Annotated in this window: 12 protein-coding genes; 11 read left to right on the top strand and 1 reads right to left on the bottom strand. The window is 44.6% G+C overall.

What is annotated here, in order from left to right:
* Positions 1-153 precede the first annotated feature (153 nt).
* Both MHH86_RS26615 and MHH86_RS26610 read left to right on the top strand, forming a co-directional pair.
* Entirely contained in the window at positions 154-2,823 is a 2,670-nt protein-coding gene (locus MHH86_RS26615; protein ID WP_076223506.1) for a copper amine oxidase N-terminal domain-containing protein, read from the top strand.
* 198 nt (positions 2,824-3,021) lie between these two features.
* Positions 3,022-5,268 carry a helix-turn-helix domain-containing protein gene (locus MHH86_RS26610; RefSeq protein ID WP_038573249.1) on the top strand — a complete coding sequence of 749 codons (2,247 nt, stop codon included), beginning with the start codon at positions 3,022-3,024 and terminating at the stop codon, positions 5,266-5,268.
* A gap of 65 nt (positions 5,269-5,333) precedes the next feature.
* On the opposite strand, the gene MHH86_RS26605 is transcribed toward MHH86_RS26610, so the two are convergent.
* Positions 5,334-6,218 carry a carbohydrate ABC transporter permease gene (locus MHH86_RS26605; protein WP_036685426.1) on the bottom strand — a complete coding sequence of 295 codons (885 nt, stop codon included), beginning with the start codon at positions 6,216-6,218 and terminating at the stop codon, positions 5,334-5,336.
* Positions 6,219-6,493: 275 nt separating this feature from the next.
* On the opposite strand from MHH86_RS26605, the gene MHH86_RS26600 reads away from it, so the two are divergent.
* The 9 genes from MHH86_RS26600 to MHH86_RS26560 all read left to right on the top strand — a co-directional run bounded on the left by MHH86_RS26600 (position 6,494) and on the right by MHH86_RS26560 (position 24,016).
* The gene (locus MHH86_RS26600; protein ID WP_038573247.1) at positions 6,494-7,459 is read left to right on the top strand and encodes an ABC transporter permease subunit; all 966 of its coding nucleotides are present in this window, start codon (positions 6,494-6,496) and stop codon (positions 7,457-7,459) included.
* Positions 7,460-7,548: 89 nt separating this feature from the next.
* Positions 7,549-9,105: an extracellular solute-binding protein gene (locus MHH86_RS26595; protein WP_036685421.1), complete on the top strand. Its 1,557-nt coding sequence runs from the start codon at positions 7,549-7,551 to the stop codon at positions 9,103-9,105.
* A gap of 94 nt (positions 9,106-9,199) precedes the next feature.
* Positions 9,200-10,357: a glycoside hydrolase family 88 protein gene (locus MHH86_RS26590; RefSeq protein WP_076144567.1), complete on the top strand. Its 1,158-nt coding sequence runs from the start codon at positions 9,200-9,202 to the stop codon at positions 10,355-10,357.
* 5 nt (positions 10,358-10,362) lie between these two features.
* Positions 10,363-11,733 (top strand): glycoside hydrolase family 28 protein, encoded by a 1,371-nt coding sequence (locus tag MHH86_RS26585; RefSeq protein WP_038573243.1) that lies wholly within the window; start codon positions 10,363-10,365, stop codon positions 11,731-11,733.
* Positions 11,734-11,808: 75 nt separating this feature from the next.
* Positions 11,809-13,395 (top strand): glycoside hydrolase family 43 protein, encoded by a 1,587-nt coding sequence (locus tag MHH86_RS26580; protein ID WP_076213695.1) that lies wholly within the window; start codon positions 11,809-11,811, stop codon positions 13,393-13,395.
* 80 nt (positions 13,396-13,475) lie between these two features.
* A complete protein-coding gene (locus tag MHH86_RS26575; RefSeq protein WP_342479548.1) occupies positions 13,476-20,852 on the top strand; it encodes a pectinesterase family protein in 7,377 nt (2,458 codons plus the stop codon).
* Positions 20,853-21,060: 208 nt separating this feature from the next.
* Complete coding sequence (locus tag MHH86_RS26570) at positions 21,061-21,987, top strand: DMT family transporter (protein ID WP_076144605.1); 927 nt, start codon at positions 21,061-21,063, stop codon at positions 21,985-21,987.
* 162 nt (positions 21,988-22,149) lie between these two features.
* Positions 22,150-22,938 (top strand): isocitrate lyase/phosphoenolpyruvate mutase family protein, encoded by a 789-nt coding sequence (locus tag MHH86_RS26565; protein ID WP_076144560.1) that lies wholly within the window; start codon positions 22,150-22,152, stop codon positions 22,936-22,938.
* A gap of 7 nt (positions 22,939-22,945) precedes the next feature.
* Positions 22,946-24,016, top strand: coding sequence for a trifunctional transcriptional activator/DNA repair protein Ada/methylated-DNA--[protein]-cysteine S-methyltransferase (locus MHH86_RS26560; protein ID WP_036685413.1), 1,071 nt, complete (start codon positions 22,946-22,948; stop codon positions 24,014-24,016).
* The last annotated feature ends 32 nt before the right edge of the window (positions 24,017-24,048 follow it).

Genomic DNA, 24,048 nt, shown 5'->3' with positions numbered 1-24,048 from the left:
TTTCTTTTTCTTTTTACAGAGAGGTTTGTGGCGGATGAAAGGAACGGGTTCCAGATTAAAATATTGTAACCATAAAGCGTGAAACTTTTATCCTAGTATGAGCGTCAAAGGGGTAGGAAAAAAATGTATTCGTCATTCCAGGAGGGTGAATCTGTGAAGAAGTTATGGATTTCTATTTTAGTGGGCTTATTAGTTTTGCCGATGATGTTTCAATCTTCAGTGAAAGCTGCTACTGCGCCCATCAGTATTTTTATTGACGGGGTTCGATTGTCCACAGATCAAGCACCGGTGATGGTGAATGGACGGACAATGGTACCCTTACGGGCAATTTTTGAAGCCTTTAATGCCTCTATCAAGTGGAATCAGAAAACACAAACTGTAACAGCAACTAAAGATGATACAACGATTATGTTAAAGATTGGCTCAAAGACAGCCACGATTAACAATAAAGCTGTAACTCTAGATGTGCCTGGTCAGAATTTGAAAGGGAGAACGATGGTTCCTACACGGTTTGTCAGTGAGGCACTGGGTCATGATGTGGGTTGGAACCCAAGCACCAAAGTAGTGACCATAACGACTTCCGGCGGTAAAACTGGAACTGTAAATCCGGCATCGAATGTACAGTTGAAGGATGTAAGTGATAACGGTGACGGCCGTGATCTTCAGGTCAGCTTCACCCAATCTTCTAATGAAGCTCTTGTGGATCATTACCGGGTAATGATTGTAAAGGCTTGGAGCACTTTTAATATCTCATCTGCACAAAAGGTTACATCCGCCAATTATTCTACTGTTTTAGCTAGAGGCACTAATCCTACGATTAGAATGACTGCAAATTCAAGGGATGTTGATGGTGACCTCATTAAAGGTAATCAGACCTATGTAGCTTATGTTTTTGCAGTGGGCAAAGGCAATAATACCAGCGCTCTTTCGTATAGTTCTGCGACTATATCGCTTAATACTAATACCGTAGTCGTTGCCCCAAGTAATGTACAAGTAAGTGATGTGAGCGATTATAGTGATGGCCGCGATTTAGCCGTAAGTTTTAATAAGGTATCGGATGAATCCAAGGTGAGTTCTTACCGGATATTTGTAGTCAAAGCTACTAATTATTCTTCTTTTAATTTGGCGGCAGCAAATGCTGTTAGCAGTTCAAATTACACACAGGTCAACAAAACAGGCTCCAATATTACCCAGATCTTATCGTCTGGAGCGAGGGATGTGGATGGTGCCCTCATTAAGACGGGAGTTGGTTACCGTGTGTTTGTTATGGGGGTAGATAGTGGCAGTAATACAGCCAATAATTTATTGTCTGCTGCTTCATCTGCGATTACGCTGTCCTCGGTCAATGTTTCTAATTTAAGTGTAAGCGACGTTAGTGACTTTGGAGATGGCCGGGATTTAAAAGTATCCTTTAACCACGCTACAGATGAAACGTATATCAGCCAGTACCGGATTCTAGTTGTGCCTACAGCTTATTCCAACAACTTTAGTTTATCTGAGGCGAATAATGTCTCCAGCTCTTACTACACAACGGTGAGCACAACAGGATCTAGCACCAGTCAAGTGTTAGCCTCATCTGCAAGAGACGTGCGTGGTAATTTGATTAAGAATGGAACACCTTACAGAGTGTATGTGTTAACGATTGGAAGCGGGAAGAATTTGGGCACCAACATTCTCTCAACGGATTCAACATTAATTACGTTGGCTGTGGACTACAATGTGAGTGCTGTCTACAATTTGGATGTAAGCGACGTAAATGACTATGATGATGGCCGGGATTTAAGAGTATCCTTTGACCACGCTACGAATGAAACGTATATTAGCCAGTATCGAATCCTGGTTGTACCTACTTCCTATTACAACAGCTTCAGTTTATCTGACGCCAATAATGTGTACAGTTCCAACTACACAGCAGTGAGCACAACAGGATCCAGCACCAATCAAGTGTTAACCTCGTCATCAAGGGACGTGCGCGGTAACCTGATAAAGAGTGGAATCAATTACAGAGTGTACGTGTTAACGGTCGGAAGCGGGAATTACTCGGGCAGCAATATTCTTTCTTCTGGTTCACAGTTAATTACGTTGAATGTAGATTACAGATTGACTCCTATTTCGAGCTTGGATGTAAGGGACGTTAATGATTACGAAGACGGCCGGGATTTAAAAGTATCCTTTAACCATGCCACGGATGAAACGTACATCAGCCAGTATCGAATCCTGATTGTTCCTACTTCCTATTACAGCAGCTTTAGTTTAACCCAGGCGAATGCTGTTTCGAGCTCCAATTACACTGCGGTAGGCACTTCAGGAAATAACACCAGTCAAGTCTTGGATTCTTCAGCCAGAGACGTAAACGGAAATTTAATAAAGAGTGGAATCAGTTACAGAGTGTATGTGTTAACGATTGGCAGCGGCAAGTACTCAGGCACTAATGTGTTGTCCTCAGAGTCGAATGCCATCACTTTATCCACTAAGCTGCCGGTAACCTCTGTCACTAATGTAACGTACAGTGTGGATGAGGGTAAAATACTAGTAAGTTTCAACCGTTCCTCTAACGAGTCTAACATTTCGGAATATCGAATCCTGGTGGTTCCGTCCAAACAAGGTTTTGGATCAGCGGAAGCAATTGAGGTGAAATCCTCGTATTATACGTCGATAACGCCTAACGGAACGAATCCTACAATTGTAGCCTCGAGAAGAGATGTTAATGGTGCATTAATTGTTAAGGGTGTTAAATATAAAGTATATGTTCTTGCGGTAGCCAATAACAATGGCGTGCAGAGTGGTGGTCTTTCGGATTCAACGGAAGAGATTGAAATATAAGGATAGGGAATAAAGGCATTATAATATAAGGCAAAAAACCTTCATTGAGCACTGGGCTTGATGAAGCGTTTTTTGCCTTGTTTTTTTGTTTTCTATTTTTAATAAAAATAGGGTTGCGATTATACACATTTAAAACATTTGGTTTAACCTATTGGAAGCGCTATAATTGAAAATAATTACATGCTTAAGGAGTCTATCATGAAAAAAGGCAGGATATTCTACAAGATTTTTGTTCCTATTCTAGTGCTGGGGATTGGCCTGGTTATTAGCTTCGGTGGCTATATTTATCTGACAACGATTAATTCGGTAAATGAGAGAGTAGCGGATGATAAACAGAGTTTAATTACCCAAATTAAAAACACTCTGGAACAGAAAATTCAGACCATCGAATACGCTTTTAATACTTACAGTACCACCAGTTCCTTCAGAGAGGTTGTGCAGAATCCGATCACGGAGCAGGATTTTGAGGAGTATCGCGAGATTAATTCCCAGCTTAACTACATTGCCAGTATGGGGATGGATTTTGTTAATTATTCTCTAATCAGTTTGGAGCAGAAATGGCAGATTTCTAATGGGAAGCTTTCACATTTAACGGAAGAAGAGAGCAGGACACTTTATGAGAGCTATATCAATAACCGTAGCCGGGGTTTATTTTGGGTTAAGACGGATAAAGGCATCCGCTTTGTAAATACCCTGCCGGTATTCTCACAGACCAAACAGGCGATTGCCTTATCTGATATATCACTTCAGACCTTGCAGAGCACCCTTCAGACCGAAGGAAACACACCGGTGTTTATTCTTAACCGGGAGGGTGAGCTTTTATATGAGTCGGAAACCGGGAAGTCCCTGCTGACTAGTAATCAGCTTAGCCATATTACTAATGTTGCCGGAGGCGGGGGGCAATTGGGGACGATTGCCATGGAGCGGGCTGATCACCAATCGATAAAAGCTATTTATGCTAAATCTTCTTATAATAATTGGATTTACGTAACTCTTTTGGATAAATCGGAAATTTCAGATGCACTAAAGACAACCCGATTCGGGATTGTGATGATGGTACTGCTTATTACATTGTTGATTGCGGTAGTCGCTTATGTGATCTCTTTGTATTTCACCAAGCCATTCCGGCAGATTCAGCGCCGATTATTACCTGCCAATGCAGAGCTAGAGCCCAAGAATGAGGTAGACTGGATTATTAATTCGATTGATACCATCTTATCGGAGAAAGAAAGCCTAGAGGGTCTCATTGAGTCTGAGATGCCTAAGTTGGAAACTCAGTTTATTCTAAATCTATTTCGTAGCCGGATATCTCAAGAAGAGCTGAATCAAGGTTTGCCTCGTTTCGGTTATGAGCTGTCACAGAATTCGGTGTATGCAACGCTGCTGATACAGCTGGATAACTATGGGGAACGGCAGGCTAGCGACAAGGACCTTCTGCTTGTGGCGGTCAACAAACTGGTGGAAGAGCTGATTCCGCAGGAGAAGCGGATGATTCCTATCCTATTAAATGACCGTACACAAGCGACCATCCTGATTTTTGAGGGAGCGAATGAACAGGAGAACCGGAGAATAGCACTGGACTATGCGAAGACAATTATTCGAACAGCTAGAGAAATCCTGAAACTATCCGTTAGTGTTGGAATAAGCAATTTTTACGATAATTTATTATTTAGTAAGGAAGCTTGTGAGATGAGTAAGCAGGCGCTGCACCATCGTTTAAATCTGGGCAAAGAGTCCATCATTTTCTATGAGGATATATCGAAGGTAATCTCGGGTCCAGTTCTACTGCATTATCCGTCTGAGTTTGAGTCCCAGTTATTTGACGCGATTCGGATTGGAGATGAAGAACAAGTCTCCTGTTCTCTGTATCCATTACTCGGGGAAATGATGAAGCACAGTAAGAATCCTTTGAATTTCGAAGTCACATTAATACGTTTCGTCAACAATCTGATTCAGCTGGAGCAGCTGCTGGGTGTAGAGGTTCTGCTGACAGAGGACAATTCTACGTTGTACCACCGATTGTTAGACATCCGTAATCCGGAAGAGATCGAACGCATTTTGGTCAAAGAAGTTATTCATCCGATGGTGACCAGCGTTAAGGAGAAGACAGACCGTCAGTTCCGCCTTTTATCTGATAAAATTGCGGTGATTGTCCGCTCAGAATTTGATCAGGACTTAACGTTAGAATTAATCGGTGATCGCCTTCATTACAGTCCGAACTATTTAAGCAGTATTTTCAAAAAAGAGTACGGGATGACGTTTAGCGAATATCTAATGAACTATCGCCTGGAAATGGCTAAGAAGTGGCTTGTAGAAACGGATATGACCATTAAAGAAATTGCTGAAAGGCTGCAGTACCATAATCCGCAGAACTTTATTCGATCCTTCCGTAAAAAAGAACATGTAACACCAGGTGCATACCGAACCCAGAAACAGGAGAAGTAAGGCGCTGAACACAAACAGCCAGCCCCGGGAGACCGGGGCTGGCTGTTTTGTATAGCTGCAATGTTTTAGCCTTTTACAGAACCCAGCAGGGCTCCTTTGGTGAAGTGTTTTTGTACGAAAGGATAGGCGAGCAGCATTGGAACGGTTGCGACTACGATAACCGCCATCTTGATGGTTTGAGCAGGTGGGATAATATCAACAGAAGCATTATCTCCCTGCATCCCGCTGGCGACGATAACAATTTGGCGCAGCAGGACTTGTATAGGCCACTTTGTGGAGTCCGTCATATATAAAACTGCACTCATATAAGTATTCCAGTAAGCTACCCCGTAGAACAAGGAGAGGGTCGCGATAGATGGCATCGCCAGCGGAAGCATGATTTTGAAAAATACACCAAAATCATTAGAGCCGTCAATCTTGGCTGATTCCTCTAGCCCTTCCGGCAGCGCCTGGAAGAAGTTGCGCATAATGATCAGGTTAAAAGCATTGATCGCAACAGGCATGATCATGGACCAGTAGGAATCGATTAACCCGAAATATTTAACTACTAGGAAAGTAGGGATCATCCCTCCGCTGAAGAGCATGGAGAACACGATTACGAAATTGATAAAATCTCTTCCGTACAGATATTTTCTAGATAATCCATAAGCCATTAAAGAGGTAAGAACCATACTAACAACTGTACCCACTAAGGTTACACCGATGGATACGCCAAGCCCTTTAAAGATAGTAGGCGTTGACAGTATATAACGGTAAGCATCCAAAGAGAATGTCGTCGGGAACAGGATGAAGCTTTTTTCTACTACCTCCTGTGTTGAAGCAAAGGAACTGGCAAACACATTGACAAAGGGTAAAAGACAGGCTAGGGCAATGAGTGTAAGCAGTGTGGTATTTACAATAGTAAACAGCCGGCTACCCATAGTTTCTTTTTTAAAAGATGATTGCGACATGCAGATATCCTCCTTGTAATCGTTTCATTGAAACTTTAACAGGGGTCTGTTATTCCGTATATAATCATTAGCTTGGGCTTTGTTTTGGGAGGAAAAAGCGTGATAAGGCATAGATGATCTTTATGTATTGTAGTAATCACTATAAGATGCACGGGTCTGGAAAACCTTATAGCTGTAGGGTTCTTGGAGTATCAGTATCTGATGATTATATACGTAATGGACGAATGATCGTAATCTGGGAATCGTAAAGAAACGCGATCAAGGAGGCCGATCAGGTGAAAGAGGCAAACGTCACCATGCTGAACACGAAAGTTAATCCAGTAAGAAAAAAGCGAACGGGGCCTAGCTGGCTGAGTTTAAAAAGAAACAAGTTATTGTATTTAATGATACTCCCGGGATTTTTGTATTTTGTTATTTTTAAGTACCTGCCTATGGGCGGTCTTATCATTGCATTTCAGGACTATCAGCCGTTTCTGGGTATAGCGGATAGCCCGTGGGTTGGGTTTAAGCATTTCGTCCGATTGTTTACAGAACCTACCTTCTTTATGCTATTGAGTAATACACTTATCTTGTTTGCATTAAACATTGTTATTTTCTTCCCGCTACCTATTATAGTGGCGCTGATGCTTAACGAAGTTCAGCACAAGTTATTTAAGAGCACCATTCAAACGATTATTTATATCCCCCATTTCATGTCATGGGTTATCATCGTCTCCATTTCCTATGTATTTATGAATGTGGATGGAGGGGTGCTGAATGAGATGTTAGCGGCCTTTGGGATGCAGAAGATCAGCTTTTTGACTTCTCCCGAGTGGTTGCGTACCGTGTATATCGGACAGATCATTTGGAAAGAAATTGGTTGGTCAACCATTATTTATTTGGCAGCCATTACCGTAGTGGATACGCAGTTATATGAAGCAGCTGAGATGGATGGAGCGGCAAGATTGCGCAAAACATGGCATATCACCCTGCCGGCGATTCGTCCAATCATTATTACCTTGCTTATTCTGAAGATTGGCCACACGCTGGATCTGGGCTTTGAGCATATGTACTTGCTGATCAATTCCTTGAACCGCGAAGTTGGAGAAATTTTCGATACCTATATCTATACAGCTGGTTTAAAGAACGGACAATTGAGTTTCAGTACCACAGTAGGTCTGTTCAAGGGTGTGGTTGGCTTGATTCTCGTAATGCTGTCGAACAAGTTAGCTAAAAAAATCGGCGAAGATGGTGTTTACTAGGCTTCACAGTATGCTGAATTCTTACCTCTGCCTTAAGGGCAGAGGTGGAAGATACAACAACAAATACATTAGTAAAAGGGGTAATGTTGATGAATCGCAATTACAAAAAAATTGCAGCCTTAATGTTGTGTAGCGGGTTAGTACTCACTGCATGCGGAGGAGGCAATAACGCGAAGGAGTCAAATTCTTCAAATGGGGGAACGAATTCAACGGCTAAAACAACTGCTGCACCTGCAGATGTGCTAGATGCTAAAGCAAAGATTAGCTGGCTGAACATTTTACAAACGTCTACAACACCAACGGGTCCTATTCTGGAAAAAATTGAAGAATTAACGAATACAGAGATTGAATTCTCATGGATTCCGGATCCTTCCAAAGAAGAACGTATTAATACTTCATTAGCATCGAATTCCCTAGCAGACATCGTTACCCTGACTATTCTTGATAACTCTTCTGTACGTAATGCCCTGAAGGCTGGTATGTTCTGGGAAGTAAGTCCTTATCTTGATGAGTTCCCGAATTTGGCTAAAATTTCACAGGATACACGTACATCGGCATCGATTGCAGGTAAGCTGTACGGGGTTCCTTTCCAGAAGTCCTTGGCTAGAAACGGCGTTGTTCTCCGTAAAGATTGGCTGGATAAGCTTGGACTGCAGGTTCCAAAAACAACAGATGAGTTGATGGAAGTTGCGAAAGCGTTTACCGAAAAAGACCCTGATGGTAATGGCAAGAAGGATACCACAGGCTTCATGGACCGCAGCGATCTTGTATATGGAGCATTTAAGACATTGGGCTCATACTTTGGAACACCGAACTATTGGAGCGTTGACGATGCGGGTAAAATGACACCTGAGTTCGATACAGAGGCTTATGTTAAAACCATGGATTATATGAAGACTCTTTATGATGGTGGGTATATCAATCAGGATTTTGCTGTGACGGCTAAAACAGATCAGCAGCAGAATTTTGCGCAAGGAAAGGCTGGAATTTATGTGGGTGCCTTGTTTGACAGCAAGAACCTGCTAAATCTGTCTAAGGGCATACAGGATGGCATGGATTTGGTTATGGTTAACGATATCACTTCCACTGGCAATGAAGCAGATCGTGCCATCTGGGCTGGTAATAACGGAATTGGGGGACTGCTGTCTTTCCCGAAATCCGAAGTTAAGGATGAAAATGAGTTAAGACGGATCTTGAAATTTGTTAATGATCTTATGAATGAAGATGTCTATGGCTTGATGACCTACGGTATTAAGGATGTTCACTACACAATTGATGGAGAACAAGCGGTTACGATTAAGGATACGGATCTCTGGAAGCAAGAAGTTCAGCCATTTTCGGCATCTCGTCCATTAGAGAATGGGTTCATTATCCATGATGCTGATCCACTCAAAGTTGAAGCTGATAAGCTGATCGTTGAGAATGCTAAATATGCTGTACTGAATCCTGCTTACTCTCTGGAATCTGAGACCTATTCTACTCAAGGATCTGAATTGCAGAAGATTATGACAGATGCCACTTATAAATATATTCTTGGCAAAATTGATTTGAACGGATTTAAAGCTGAGGTTGAAAAGTGGAAGAAATCCGGCGGCAGCAAAATCATTACTGAATATGAAGCTGCTTATAAAGCTGTAAATCCTTAAGAAGTACTACAGACTATATTCTAAGAAAATAGTAGATGGGTCCTAAATGGGGAGGCTGCGTTTAGGACCATATCTATTCAAACAGGAGGAAAAAATGAAAGACAACAATGCACTTAGGAGTATGGGCTGGGGTGTTCGAATGGCAGATTCGATTATGGAGCGAACGCCAAGATTATATGAGGATAACGGATATCATGGAAAATGGTCTTATGATTATGGAGTCATCTTGAAGGGTTTTGAGCTGCTGTGGAGACAGACCGGGCAGGTTAAATATTATCAATTCATCAAAGATAATATTGATTATTTTATTGAGGAAGACGGCTCTGTGAAGGGGTATCGCCTGAGCGAACATAATATTGATCACTTAAATAACGGGAAGATCCTATTTGTGCTCCATAAAGAAACTGGGTTAGCGAAATATAAAATGGCAGCAGATTTATTAAGAAAGCAGATAACAACGCATCCTCGAACCTCGGAAGGTGCGTTTTGGCATAAGAATGTATATCCTTATCAGATTTGGCTGGATGGCTTGTATATGGGCTCTCCTTTCTATCTGGAGTATTTACTTGAGTATGAAGGCGGCAAGGGTCTGGACGATGTGACCCGGCAATTTATTCTGTGCGAGCGTCATACCAAGGATACTGAGACGGGTCTCCTGTTTCACGCATGGGATGAAAAGCGGGTACAGCCGTGGTGCGATCCTGAAACGGGGTTGTCTCCGAACTTTTGGGGGCGTTCGCTGGGCTGGTATGTGATGGCGCTAGTGGATGTACTCGGAATGCTCCCTAAGGAACACGCGGATTACGAGATCTTGGCACGTATTCTGACAGATACGCTGACAGCGCTTCGTCAGGTTCAGGATGCTGATGCCGGAGTCTGGTATCAGGTTGTAAACATGGGCGGCCGTAAAGGCAATTATTTGGAGGCTTCTGCCTCAAGTATGATCACCTATGCAATGGCTAAGGGCATTCGGATTGGTGTACTGGATGCTAGTTGGTTCGAGACACTTGACCGTGCTTATCAAGGCCTTATTACTGAATTTGTGCTGGAAACCAAAAATGGCTGGGTTAACCTGAATAAAAACTGCCAGGTCGCTGGACTCGGTGGTGAAGACCGGAGAGATGGTACTTACACCTATTATATCAGTGAACCGATTGTTACCAATGATCAGAAGGGGCTTGGCGCATTCCTCCTGGCTTGCGGAGAATATGAATATTTGCAGCGTCCTGCCGTGACGAAAGGGAGCGAGTGAAGCGCATGTCTATCTACAATATAAATGACTACGGAGCACATCCTAATAGTCCAGAGCCTTCAACGGAAGCGATAGCCCGTGCCATTCATGCGGCAAGCGAGGCAGGGGGAGGAACAGTATATGTTCCTTCCGGGCACTATCAGACGGGTGCTATCTTCATGAAAAGCAATATTGAGCTGAAGCTCAGTCCTGGAGCTGAGCTTAGCTTCAGCTCTAATCCTAACGATTATCCGGTGGTGGATTCCCGTTGGGAGGGTGTGAAACAGAACGTCCATGCTTCATGTATTTTTGGAATAAATCTAGAGAATGTATCGGTTACAGGTGCAGGCAAGCTGGATGGAAGGGGCGCACCTTGGTGGGATAAACATCGGAATTCTCCTGATTCACTGCTGTATCCTCGCCCGAAGCTTATCAGCTTCGACAACTGCCGTAGAGTCACGCTTAGAGATCTGACACTCGTGAACTCCCCAAGCTGGACTGTGAATCCTATCTGTTGCCATGACGTTACGATTGATAATCTGTCGATCTATAATCCGGCGGATTCGCCTAATACAGACGGCATTGACCCAGAGTCCTGTGTGAATGTCCGCATCAGCAACTGCAATATCGATGTGGGTGATGACTGCATCGCCATTAAAGCAGGGACGGAGGATACGAAGGAGCGGGTTGCCTGTGAGAATATCACGATAACTAACTGCACGATGATTCATGGTCACGGCGGTGTGGTGCTGGGAAGCGAAATGAGCGGAGATATCCGTAATATCGTGATCAGCAATTGCGTGTTCAAGCAGACAGACCGCGGAATTCGGCTGAAGTCCAGACGCGGGCGCGGAGGTGTTGTCGAAGATATTCGTGTCAGTAATATCGTGATGGAGGACGTGATCTGTCCGTTTATTCTTAATCTTTATTATTTCTGCGGACCACGTGGTAAGGACAAATACGTATGGGACAAGAATCCTTATCCGGTGACGGAGGAGACCCCCTGCTTCCGACGGATTCATTTTGCTAATATTACTGCTCGGAATGTTCATGCTGCTGCAGGTTTTCTTTACGGCCTTGCGGAGCAATACATTTCAGAAATTACCTTTTCCGATATTGATATTTCCATGGCAGAGAATGCAATCCCTGGTCGTCCAGCCATGATGTCAGGAATCCAGGATATGAACAACCGTGGGTTCTATCTTGGCAACGTAAGAGATATCCGCTTCCGCCAAGTGACGATCGAGAATCATGAGGGACCGGCTTTTTATATTGAAAATGGAGAAACGGTAGATATCACCGGTTGCCAATCGAGAAACACCCGTAAAGTGGAAGAGTTAGTGCAGCAGGTGACCGTTGTCCCGTCACAGGAAGATCTAAGTGAGCAGGCAGATTGATAATTGAACAGGATAGACTGCAGGTTTGCTTAGGGTGAAGGGTGCGGATGTATGGAAATAGGAAGGAGTATGAAGATGATTACAGATAATATTCAGACTGGAATTATTCACAATCCCATATTAAAAGGCTTCAATCCTGACCCTTGTATTGTAAGAGCGGGGGAGATGTATTATATTGCTGTTTCTTCTTTTGAATGGCTGCCCGGTGTAAGGGTGTATCAATCAGCGGACTTAGCAGACTGGGAGCATTGCACAGATATTCTGACTCATCAGGTGGATCTGCGGGGAAATCCGAAAAATTGCAGTATCTGGGCTCCACAGCTTAGCTATTATGACGGTTTGTTTTATCTGATTTATACCGATGTTAAGAGCACTAAAAGGCCTTTTAAAGATTGTCATAACTATCTGATCACTGCGGAGGATATTGAGGGACCTTGGTCTGACCCGGTATACCTGAATAGCAGCGGGTTTGATCCATCTCTGTACCATGATGAGGATGGGCGCAAATGGCTGCTGAATGAGCTGTGGGATTACCGGATTACGGAAGGCAACAAGTCCTGCGGAATTGTAATTCAGGAGTACGATCCAGAGCAATGCCAATTAATAGGTGAACCTGTGAAAATCTTTGATTGCACGCCGCTGAAGAAGACGGAAGCGCCGCATATTTACAAGCGGGGAGGTTATTACTACTTAATTACGGCAGAAGGTGGCACTGGATCGGGGCATGCCGTAACCGTAGCGCGCTCCAAGGCGCTGCTGGGTCCGTATGAGGTGGATCCGCTCAATCCGATGTTGACCTCACGGGATAATCCCGAGCTGCCGCTTCAATGTGCCGGCCATGGAAGTCTGGTAGAGACACCAGAAGGTGAATGGTATATGGCCCATTTGTGTACCCGCCCCCTGGAAGGCGAATACGCCATACTGGGGAGAGAGACTGCCGTTCAGCAGGTGCACTGGAATGAGGAGGGCTGGTTAAGACTAACCTCAGGCGGAAATGCGCCACAGCTCAAGGTACCAGCACCTAAAGGAACGAAGGTCCTGAAACAAGTGCGGACGCTTGAATTCGAGGATGATTTTAACGGCCCGGAATTGAAAAAGAACTGGAATACACTGCGGATTCCTAGGAATGAAAGCTGGTGTTCCCTTGCTGAAAGACCGGGCTGGTTAAGAATCAGGGCCGGGGAATCCGTGCAGAGTCTGTTTGAGCATCATATTCTGGCTATTCGCCAGACGGATATAAGCTTCCGCGCCGAAACAGCGCTTGAATATGAACCGAATACTTATCTGCAGATGGCAGGACTACTGTTATACCTGAATGAAGATAACTATCTTTATGCGTATATCAGCCATGAAGAAGGACGTGGCAAGGTGCTGCGGTTAATGCGCTGTCAGCGGGATGAATTCACTGCGGAGCCTGTAATGATTGAACTAAATGCAGGGGAGACACTGCGGATCGCGGTTGAGGTGCAGGAAGTGACTGGGCAATTTGTTTATCTTAAGGGTGACGATACGGAGTGGAAGCCACTTGGCGATCCGCAGAATATCAGCTTTTTATCGGGAGGCTTCACTGGGAACTTTGTTGGCATTGCGGCGCATGATATGCAGCAGTTCGGTGGCAGCAGTGCTGATTTCGCATATTTCCGTTATCAGGGCAAGGAATAATACACACGGCTTTACTAAGGAAGGGGTTGCTCTGAGGACAGGGCCCCCTTCTTATTCCAATAGATATTAGGAGGTCTTGTATGAAGAAAAAATGGTTATCTGGGGCGCTGGTCGCGAGTCTTCTTGCAACATGTATGCCATTTGGTGGTGTCGAGGCCGCTTCTTTGGAAGCGCTTCCTGCCTTTCCGGGTGCGGAAGGCGGCGGCAAATATGTAACCGGCGGAAGAGCTCAACCTGTGTATGAAGTGACGACGTTGGCTGATTATGGTATCAAGGAAACTCCGATCCCCGGCTCCTTCCGCGATGCGGTAAGTCAAAGTAATCGGACCATTGTTTTTCGAGTGGGGGGAACCATCCATCTGAAGGAATCCCTCAAGATTACCGGCTCAAATCTGACGATTGCCGGGCAAACGGCTCCAGGTGACGGAATTACAATTGCCGACTACACAACCTCTGTTGAAGCTGACAATATTATTATGCGCTATATGCGTTTCCGGTTAGGCGACCGGGTAGCTAGTGAAGATGATGCTTTTGGATCAAGGTACCATAAGGATCTCATTATCGATCATAGCTCATTCAGCTGGTCGGTGGATGAAGTGGTCAGTCTGTATGACAACGAGAATACTACCGTACAATGGTCGATATCCGCTGAAAGTATGCTGATGACGACTCACCAGAAGGGACGTCACGGCTACGGAGGAATCTGGGGTGGCAAAAATGCCAGTTTCCTTCACAATCTGATTGCTCATAGCACCAGCCGCAACCCCCGTTTGCCGACGGTGACCAAATTGGTGGACCTGACGGAAATGTCTAATAACGTTATCTATAACTGGGGATTCGCTTCGACCTATGGTGGGGGAGCAGAAGATTATCGATATAATATCACTAACAATTATTATAAAAATGGTCCAAACACCTACACCAGTGTAAAAAATCAATTGTTTGGGGAAGTGTCTCCAGAAACCCGGTTGTTTATAGATGGGAACATCATGGATGGTAATCCGAAGGTTACCGAAGACAACTGGAAGGGTGTGCAAAAGTATTCGAATATCTCTAAGCTTGCGGAGCCGGCAAAGATGCCTAACCCCTATACGGCAGTGTCGGCGGAGGAAGCCTACGCAAATGTAATGGCTGATGCTGGTGCCACTTTGCCAAGACGTGATGCTTACGATGCGCGTGTCATTAATGATGTGAAGAATCGCACTGGACAGCATATTAATTCACCTATTGAAATAGGCGGTTACCCAGACTATACAGAGACAGCTTCCAATGTAATCGACATGGATCATGACGGTATGGATGATAGCTGGGAGATTGCTAATGGACTAGATCCTACCGATCCTGAGGATGGCAAGAAGTCGACGTTATCTTCGGAGGGATATACAAATTTAGAAGTGTATCTGAATGATCTCATTGTGTTAGGGAAATCAGGGAATGAGCATACGGACAATCCTGTAACCGCTATCAATTATCCTGTGAATAACCAAATCATAGAGTCAGGCAGCGAGGTGAATGTTACAGCTTCTGCCAGTGATAGCGATGGTATTGCTAAGGTGGAATTTATCGTTAATGGTGTGAAGCAAGACGAAGCTACCACAGCACCTTATAGTTTCAATTGGAACAATGTGCAGGATGGTACCTATTATCTTGTTGTTCAGGCTATAGACAATAAAGGGCTTAAGACACAATCCGATAACGTAGCTATACATGTCAACACCTCTGGATCCGTTCTTCCGTGGACTTCAGTGGATGTTGGTGGTCCAGGGATAGCGGGAGTGACTACACTTCATCCAGATAGCGGGAAAATTACGCTCAAATCGGCTGGACTTATCGGAGCTACATCGGAGAGCGAAACTGCTGTTGATAACTTTCAGTTTGCTTATCAAACCCTGACAGGCAATGGTGAAATTATTGCTAGAATCGACTCCGTAACGGGAACTGATGATTATGCCAAAGCAGGTGTCATGATTCGTGATGATCTCAATGACAATTCTAAAATGACGATGCTGGCAATCCCTTATGTCAAATATGGCAAGAAGGGAGTTATGATTACCCGCTCCACCACAGGAGCCAAGGTGGTAAAAACAGAACCGGACAGTTTCATCAATACACCTTATTGGGTGAAGCTGGTTCGTCTTGGTAACGAAGTGACAGGTCTGGTATCGCCGGATAAAGTAACATGGAGCAAGGTAGGCACGGTGAAGCTTGACCTGAATGATACGGTTTATTTTGGTCTTGCAGCCGATGCTGCTAAGGTAGATAACGAGGTTAATCGTTATAATGCGTCTGTCTTCAGTGAGGTGGAGCTGAAACCGCTTAGTGATCAGTTTCCTGCCGCACCCCGTGGACTTACAGCCACAGCCGGTGAAGAGAAAGTGAAGTTGAATTGGGAGGACGTTGCTTCTGCCAAGTCGTATAGTGTTAAACGTAGCGAGGTTTCCGGCGGTCCCTACAAAACGATTAATACTGAAATTAAAGATAGCTTGTATACTGATTCCGGACTCAGCTCCGGAAAAACTTATTATTACGTGGTCAGCGCGGTGAATGAGCTTGGTGAAAGCTTTGATTCCGATGAGGCCAGCGCTACAGCTGAAGGTGAAGCAGGTAATGTCTATTATGTGGATGAAGACTTCGAGCAGGTTGCCGTAGGTGTGACACCAGAGTATTATGATGTAACTCCAAATCCACAGACTGAAATTCAAAAGGTTATTGTATCTCCCACACCGTCTGACAGTAAAGGGAATACGTCAGATCAAGTGTTGAATGTGTTCGATGGTGCGAACGGCAGCGTGCAGTTTATCCGTAAATTTGCGCCAATTACAGGTGCACTGGTTATTGACACTGACTTTATGTTTGCGACAGAATCGGGAACCTCGGTGTTCCTGCAGGCCCAGAGTACAGATGGAAGCAAAACGGCATTCTCCATTGAGAGCAGAAAGCCAACGCTTCCTGAAGCTACAGGTAAATATACGCTAACCATGAGCAGGGGGAGCAGCCAGTATCATCAACTGATGAGCTCTTATTCCCTAAAACAATGGTACAACCTGAAGCTAAAGGTGGATGTGAACAACGATAAAGTGGATGTATATATCGATGATCAGCCTGCTGGCTCTTTTCCGTTCACAACCACGAATTTCGCCAGCTACGGCATTGGGCGTATCTTGTCCAAGACACCGGGCGGCGGCTCAGGAAATTATTACTTAGACAATTTAAAGATCTATGTTGAGCCCATTGAAACACCGCTTGGACTGACTGGGCTTCCAGGAAACCAAGCAGCCCAGCTATCATGGCCTGCTCTTGAAGGCGCAACTTCCTACAATGTTAAGAGAAGTCTTAAGAGCGGGGGGCCTTATGAGACTATTGCCAATGCTATTACAGAGACATCATATATTGATAATGAAGTTACCAACGAAACTACCTATTATTATGTTATCTCGGCGACGGCGCCCACTGGTGAATCGGGAAATTCCAATGAAATTAGTATTACCCCATCCGCTTTGGCGGTGAAATTGCCTGCGCCAGAATCGTTTGCGGCTGTAAGTCGGAATGCACAACTGGATCTCAGTTGGAAAGCTGTGGAGAATGCAGCCAGCTACAGCATCAAGAAGTGGAATGAGACTTCAGGTAGCTATGAACTCGTGGCAAAAGAAATCACCGGCACAACTTACCGCGTCGGAGGTTTGGCCAACGGGCAAACCTACCGTTACGTCGTAGCTGCAACAAATGTGGCCGGGGAGGGAAAAGAATCAGCGCCTGTTGAAGCTACTCCGGAATCTCCTTTGGGAACACCTGTCGTTTCCACGGAAGCTGGTGACAGTGTAATGAAACTAAGCTGGCCAGCGATTGAGGAGGCGAGCCAGTACATTGTCAAACGTGCCTCATCGGCGAATGGTCCTTATGAAGTGCTCGGGTCTGATTTATCAGACACAAGCTTTACTGATGCTGGGCTCGTAAACGGAACACCGTATTATTACAAAGTCAAAGCAATAAGCGGTACCCGTAGTAGTCTAGATTCAGCTGCTACCCCAGCGGTTCCATACAAGAATTCCGGCCAGCCGCAGGCTCCACAAGGAGTTAGCGTTGAGCCTGGCAACACTGATATCCATCTGACTTGGAATGTAGCTGATGGAGCTAGCAGCTATCAAATTCTACGCTCGGAGAGCGGTGGCAGCTATGCGGTCGTGGCCGACGGCATCGAAGCAACAGATTATACCGATAAAGGCTTGAGCAACGGGACTGCCTATCAATATGCGGTAATCGCCATCGGTGATAAGGGTGCCAGTCTTCCATCCGAGATGGTCAAGGGAATTCCAGCTCCTGTCATTATTGTTGCTCAGAATGGGACAGGAGATTATAAAACGATTAATGACGCTATTCAAGCAGCACCTGATAATAGTGCCCTAACCACGATTATTAAAGTGAAGAACGGCACGTATAAGGAGAAGGTGCTTGTACCTTCTAGTAAGATGAATATTAGTATCATCGGTGAGAGCCGGGAAGGTACCGTACTTATTAACGGTGACTCCGCGAAAACCATTGGCTCAGATGGTAAAGAAATGGGCACCAGCGGCAGCTATACATTAAAGGTTGCGGCAACTGATTTCACACTGGAGAACATGACGGTTGAGAACAGTGCTGGGCGGGATGCCGGTCAGGCAGTCGCTTTATATGCTGAAGGAGACCGGGGAGTGTACAGAAATGTTAAACTTCTTGGATATCAGGATACCCTGTTCGCAGACAAGGGAAGAGCTTATTTCGTCGATAGCCATATTGAAGGTACAGTGGACTTTATCTTTGGTAATTCCGCTGCTGTATTCGAGAATAATGTGATTCAAAGTGCGGGTGCTGGCTATGTTACTGCGCCTTCCACGGCAACGGGTAAGCCTGGTTATGTGTTCATCAATAATCGACTAACTGCCAGTGAGGGCGTTGCTGCTGGAACCGTTGATTTGGGCCGGCCATGGAGAGAATATGGCAGCTCTACCTTCATTAACACGGAGATGGGAGCTCATATTCGTGCTACTGGCTGGCATGAATGGTATGAAGGTCGTTCCAAAACTGCACGGTTCTCTGAGTTTTTAAGTTACGGAGAGGGTGCTAATGCAGCTTCACGTTACAGCTGGTCCAAACAATTAACAGCAGAAGAGGCAGCTGCCTATACGATTGAAGCTGTGCTTGGTGGAAGTGATGGCTGGAATCCACAGCAATCCAAGATCTTAGTGGGTCAAGAGCAGATACCTGCGGTACATGTCTCTTCAATTACTGTAACGGGTAAAGATGGAATTAGCAGCATTGAGTCGAAGGGCGGTGCCTTGCAGCTGCAAGCCTCTGTGCTTCCAGAGAATGCGACGAATCCTAAAGTTATCTGGACGGTAACTGAAGCAGATGGGATAACCTCTACGGATAAAGCGGTTATTAATGAGAAGGGCTTGCTGACAGCTAGAAAGAACGGTAGCGTACAAGTAACTGCGCGAGCTCTAGATGGAAGTGGAGTATCCGGAAGCCTAGAGATTAATATCAGCGGACAAGATGAGATTGCCCGTAATCTGCCCGCTGCAACGCTGAACGGACCGGTCACAGTGGTGGCAGGACAGGATTTCACTTACCGTGTAGGGCTTACAAATGTTACTACCTCCGTCTACAAGGAAGTGTATGCTGTAGACTTTACCATGGCATATGACGTATCTGGTGTGGAATTCATATCCGCTCAGACCTTGCCAGACGGATTCAGCATCACTCATATTAATGAGGACAGTCCAGGTCTAATAACAGTTAGTGTAGCTGGAACGGAGGCAGGAAATATCCTGACCGATGATGCGGAATTCTTAGAAATCATCTTCAAAGCGAAGAAGACAAACCGTGAAATCGCCGTGCCGCTTGGATTTATTTCTTTCCGAGGATCCAACACAGATGTTGATTTTGACATCCTGCATGAGGCACAATCGGTTGTTCATGTCATTCCTATATCCGTCATGGAGATAAAAGTCTCCTCCAAAGATAATGTGAGCGAAATCAAGTCAGGGCAAACCCTGCAAATGGCAGCTGTAATCCTGCCGGACCATGCATCCGATCCAGCAGTGACCTGGTCAGTAGTGAATGAGGATGGATCAGCTACTGAGCGAGCAACTATTACGGATACCGGCTTGCTCACTGCAATTGCAGCAGGCAAAGTAACGGTGAGAGCGACAGCTAAAGATGACTCCGGTGTTGTAGGTACGATGTCCATTGAGATTAAGGCAGAATCGCAGGTTTCAGAATCGGGCGGTACTTCATCTTCAACGACAGTCAAACCAGTGAAACAACCGGAACCAACTGTGAACGCAGATGGAGTTACTCTTTCCGTGACAGCGGATGTGAATGGTAAAGCTATTGCAGAGGTATCCTCGACGATTCTGCAACAAGCAATTGGCTCAATGCAGAATGGAGTATTGAGAATCACAGTGAAGCCAGCCTCTGCCAGCTCGGTGGTTGAACTGACCTTGCCAGCTCGTGAGTTGACTGGAGCGGGAGCAAAAGCAATTCAACTTTTAGAAATAGACATGGGATTGTCTACGTTCCGAATAAATGCCGATCTGCTTCTTGCAATGGCAGGATCTGACGCCGTAAGCGTGAAGCTTGTAGTTGGCAAAGTTGACGCGAAGACACTGTCGCTTCAGACGGATGTCGGGGATATTTATGAGTTTAAGTTCTTTGTTGATGGCAAACAGTTTGACAGCTTTGGGCGTGGACTGAAGGTTGAACGGGTTTACAAACGAAAGACAACTTCAGGTGTAGAACAAATAGTAGCCTACCAAATCCTTGAAGACGGGACTGTAGAGGTGGTTAGAAACTCCCAGTTTAATCCGACAACTGGCAAGATCATCTTCAGACCAGACAATTCCAGCAGATTCGCAGTAGGATATGCGGAAAATTCCTTTAAGGATATCGCTGGACTAGGCTGGGCACAAAATAGCATTCAAGCTCTTGCCGCCAGAGACATTCTGAATGGCACCGGAGATCATAACTTCGGGCCACAGCTGAACGTAACTCGGGCACAGTTCCTAAAGATGCTGATGCTTGCATTAGAGCTAGAGGAAGGTAATGCGGCAAGTACATTTAAGGATGTTTCGCTGGATGCTTGGTACTACAGCTCCGTTGCTGCTGCTCAGCAGCTAGGAATTATTCAGGGCAGATCTGATGGAACCTTCGGTGCTAATGAAACAATTAGCCGTGAGGAAATGGCATTGATGGCTTATCGTGCAGCACAACTCGCCAAACTTACGGTCGTGGGAGTGGACCAGCCAGTGAGTTTCAATGATGCCGCTGACGTTTCATCCTACGCTCGTGAGGCTGTACAATTCATGAGCGGAGCAAAGATTATTCAAGGTGTAGGCAAAGATAACTTTGCACCTAAAGCCAATACAACTCGTGCTCAGGCAGCTGTTATTGTCTATCGATTGTTCCAGCTAAATCCTTAAATTTCAAGTTGACACCCTGTGTGATTTATCATATTATGATTGGAGTTGTTACAAGTAAATAAACCAAACTCTATCCAGTGGATGGAGTGGCGGAATTTTGTCAAAGATGTATTCTTTGGTTTCAATCGCCCCTTGTCATTTCGATGACAAGGGGCTTTATTATGTTAATGAGCTTGCTCAAGAGAAAGGGAAGAGGTTTACGATGAATATGAAGTTATTCAAATATGCTTTACTAGTTTTTTTAGGTGCTTGTAGTTATGGCTCACTCTCTACGATCGTCAAGCTTGGAATGAACGATGGCTTTAGAATGAAACAATTGGTAGGATCACAATACTTTTTTGGATGGTGTATGCTGCTCTTGCTGGTCTTATTATTTTCCCGAAAGAAATTAGGGCTAAAAACAGGCGGGAAATTATTAGCCGCTGGGATCACCATCAGTTTAACTGGCATATTTTATGGCTTCGCCGTTGAACAATTGCCTGCTTCGATTGCGATTGTACTGTTATTCCAATTTACTTGGATCGGTGTAATTCTGGAGGCGGTTGTAGATCGAAAACTTCCTAGTCGGGAAAAAGTGATTTCGATGGTTATCCTTCTAATTGGTACGGTATTAGCGGGGGGCATCCTTGAGCCGAGTGTAGGTGGAATCACGACCACTGGTGTGGTTTTTGGCTTAATGTCAGCCGTGTCGTTTGCCTTCTATATTTTTGTGAGTGGAAGAGTAGCTACGCAGGTACCTGCAGTTAATAAAAGCTTGTATATGACCACTAGTGCAATGGTTATTATTATGACTGTTTTTTCTCCTTCGTTTTTATATGACGGTGCGATTACCGATGGGCTTTGGAAATACGGACTACCTCTAGGTTTGTTGGGCATCGTAATTCCAGTTCTGTTCTTTTCGATCGGGGTTCCGAAGCTGGGTTCAGGTCTAGGCGCGATTTTAGGGGCAGCGGAGTTACCGGCAGCTGTAGTAGCCTCCGTGTTAGTTCTGCAAGAAGAGGTATCATTACTTCGCTGGATCGGGATTATCGTAGTTCTGATCGGGATCGCAGCTCCACAAATCCTACCGATGGGGACAGGGAAAAAGTCATCCAAACTATCACCAAAACAATCACTCCGTAAGGTAGAACTTTAATCGGCAAACTGGCATCGATGGTATGATCTGATCCTGAGAGGATTAGATTATCTATCGGTGTTTTTTTTGTGGAAAAAAAGATTGGTGTTAATTTTTCTGGTATCGATAATGGATGTCTAATATATAGTGGTTCTATTCTTAACTAAATGGAGGTGACCACTTATGAACACTAAAAACTATGACTATTTTAAAACGCTGCATGATCAAAAAAATCCACTGATCCTGTACAACTGCTGGGATGTAGCCTCAGCTAAAGCAATAGAACAAGCTGGATCAAAGGCGGTAGCAACTAGCAGCTATTCCATGGCGGAAGCGTGGGGATATTCGGACGGTGAACAGCTTACATTTGAGCTTATGCTTTGGATGATTTCAAAGATTGCCGAACGAGTAGCGGTTCCATTGACCGTAGACATCGAAGGTGGATATGCTGTAGATGAGGATACTTTAGCGCATAACATGGAGCAGTTATTTCAATTAGACATCTGTGGTATCAATTTTGAAGATCAGATTGTAAATCATCCTAACAATGAACTATGGGAGACCAGCGAACAAAGCCGTAGGATCAAAACCATACAACAAGTAGCCTCCAAACTGCAAAAGCGTGTGTTTATTAACGCTAGAACGGATATTTTTTTCAAGGATAAGGAACATTCGATGGATCTAGTGAATCAAGCTATAGAACGTACCTATGCTTATGCTGACGCTGGAGCGGATGGGATTTTTATACCGGGGCTCGCTGATCCAAGCTTGATTGAACAATTTGTCAAAAAATCGCCACTGCCTGTGAATATCATGGTTATGGACGGTATGCTTTCAAATCATGAATTGCAAAAAATTGGCGTGAAACGGATTAGCTATGGCCCGCGTAGTTTCTTTCAGGCACAACATAATCTTCAGGAAAATGCCCGGCAAACGCTTGACGCCTCAGGACTTTATTTAGAAATGAGCTAACCATACTATGATAACTAATGAGCAGGATATCAATAAATATTATAAGATGCTGGTCGAGAAAAACTCGAATTATGAGGGCGTATTTTTTGTAGGAGTGAAGACAACGGGGATCATGTGTAGGCCAACTTGTCCCGCTAAAAAGCCATTAAAAGAAAATTGTGAGTTTTTTGCTACAGCCAAGGAAGCCTTATTAGCATCATATAGACCATGTAAAAGGTGTCAGCCGTTATCCAATCCAACAAAAATGTCTCCTGAAGTAAAGCTGCTTGTAGAAGCTATTGAGAGCAATCCGGAACGAAAATGGACAGATAAAGATTTTGATGAGCTGTCTATTAGTGCAAACACGGCACGCCGCCAATTTAAGAAACAATTCGGGATGACCTTTATCGAATATGCACGTTCTAGACGTTTAGGACTGGCATTCAAACATATTAGGAATGGGGATTCAATCATTAACGCACAACTGGAAAGCGGGTACGATTCGAGCAATGGGTTTAGGGATGCCTTTTCACGAACGATGGGGACTGTCCCGAATCATTCCAAGCAGATTAAAGTGCTGTACTGTACTTGGATAGAAACGATATTGGGTTCCATGCTGGCCATCTCCAATGAAGAGAGTCTTTTACTGCTGGAATTTGTGGATCGCAAGGGTCTTGAAAATGAAATCAAAAGATTACGCACTCGCTTAAATGCAACTATATTACCTGAAAAGGTAGCCGTCCTTCACCAAATTGAGGAGGAATTGAAGCTGTATTTCACAGGTGAACTTACGGAATTTACAACGCCGGTTCGTTATCTGGGCTCAGACTTTCAGCAAAAGGTGTGGAATGAACTCCGGAAAATACCTCTGGGACAGACAGCTTCTTATAAGGAGCTTGCAGAGAAAATCAATAATCCCTCTGCTTGCCGCGCTGTAGCAAGGGCGAATGGTACCAATCAACTCTCAATCTTGGTTCCATGTCATCGAGTGATAAACAGCAATGGTGAATTGGGTGGTTATGGAGGCGGGCTTGCCAGAAAAGAATGGTTAATCAAACATGAGTCTAACCGCTCCTTAAATCAGAATAATTTCATTTAAACTACTTCTCTCTATTACGTAGAATGTGATGG

The sequence above is a fragment of the Paenibacillus sp. FSL F4-0097 genome (assembly GCF_038593125.1).
GTDB classification, from domain to species: Bacteria; Bacillota; Bacilli; order Paenibacillales; family Paenibacillaceae; genus Paenibacillus_AQ; species Paenibacillus_AQ odorifer.
Note: the sequence above shows the minus strand (reverse complement) of the source record. Positions and strands in the feature narration are given on the sequence as shown.

Coding starts and splice junctions, on each gene's coding strand:
- MHH86_RS26610 (WP_038573249.1), top strand. CDS start 3,022: ATGAAAAAAGGCAGGATATTCTACAAGATTTTTGTTCCTATTCTAGTG.
- MHH86_RS26605 (WP_036685426.1), bottom strand. CDS start 6,218: ATGTCGCAATCATCTTTTAAAAAAGAAACTATGGGTAGCCGGCTGTTT.
- MHH86_RS26595 (WP_036685421.1), top strand. CDS start 7,549: ATGAATCGCAATTACAAAAAAATTGCAGCCTTAATGTTGTGTAGCGGG.
- MHH86_RS26590 (WP_076144567.1), top strand. CDS start 9,200: ATGAAAGACAACAATGCACTTAGGAGTATGGGCTGGGGTGTTCGAATG.
- MHH86_RS26585 (WP_038573243.1), top strand. CDS start 10,363: ATGTCTATCTACAATATAAATGACTACGGAGCACATCCTAATAGTCCA.
- MHH86_RS26580 (WP_076213695.1), top strand. CDS start 11,809: ATGATTACAGATAATATTCAGACTGGAATTATTCACAATCCCATATTA.
- MHH86_RS26575 (WP_342479548.1), top strand. CDS start 13,476: ATGAAGAAAAAATGGTTATCTGGGGCGCTGGTCGCGAGTCTTCTTGCA.
- MHH86_RS26570 (WP_076144605.1), top strand. CDS start 21,061: ATGAAGTTATTCAAATATGCTTTACTAGTTTTTTTAGGTGCTTGTAGT.
- MHH86_RS26565 (WP_076144560.1), top strand. CDS start 22,150: ATGAACACTAAAAACTATGACTATTTTAAAACGCTGCATGATCAAAAA.
- MHH86_RS26560 (WP_036685413.1), top strand. CDS start 22,946: ATGATAACTAATGAGCAGGATATCAATAAATATTATAAGATGCTGGTC.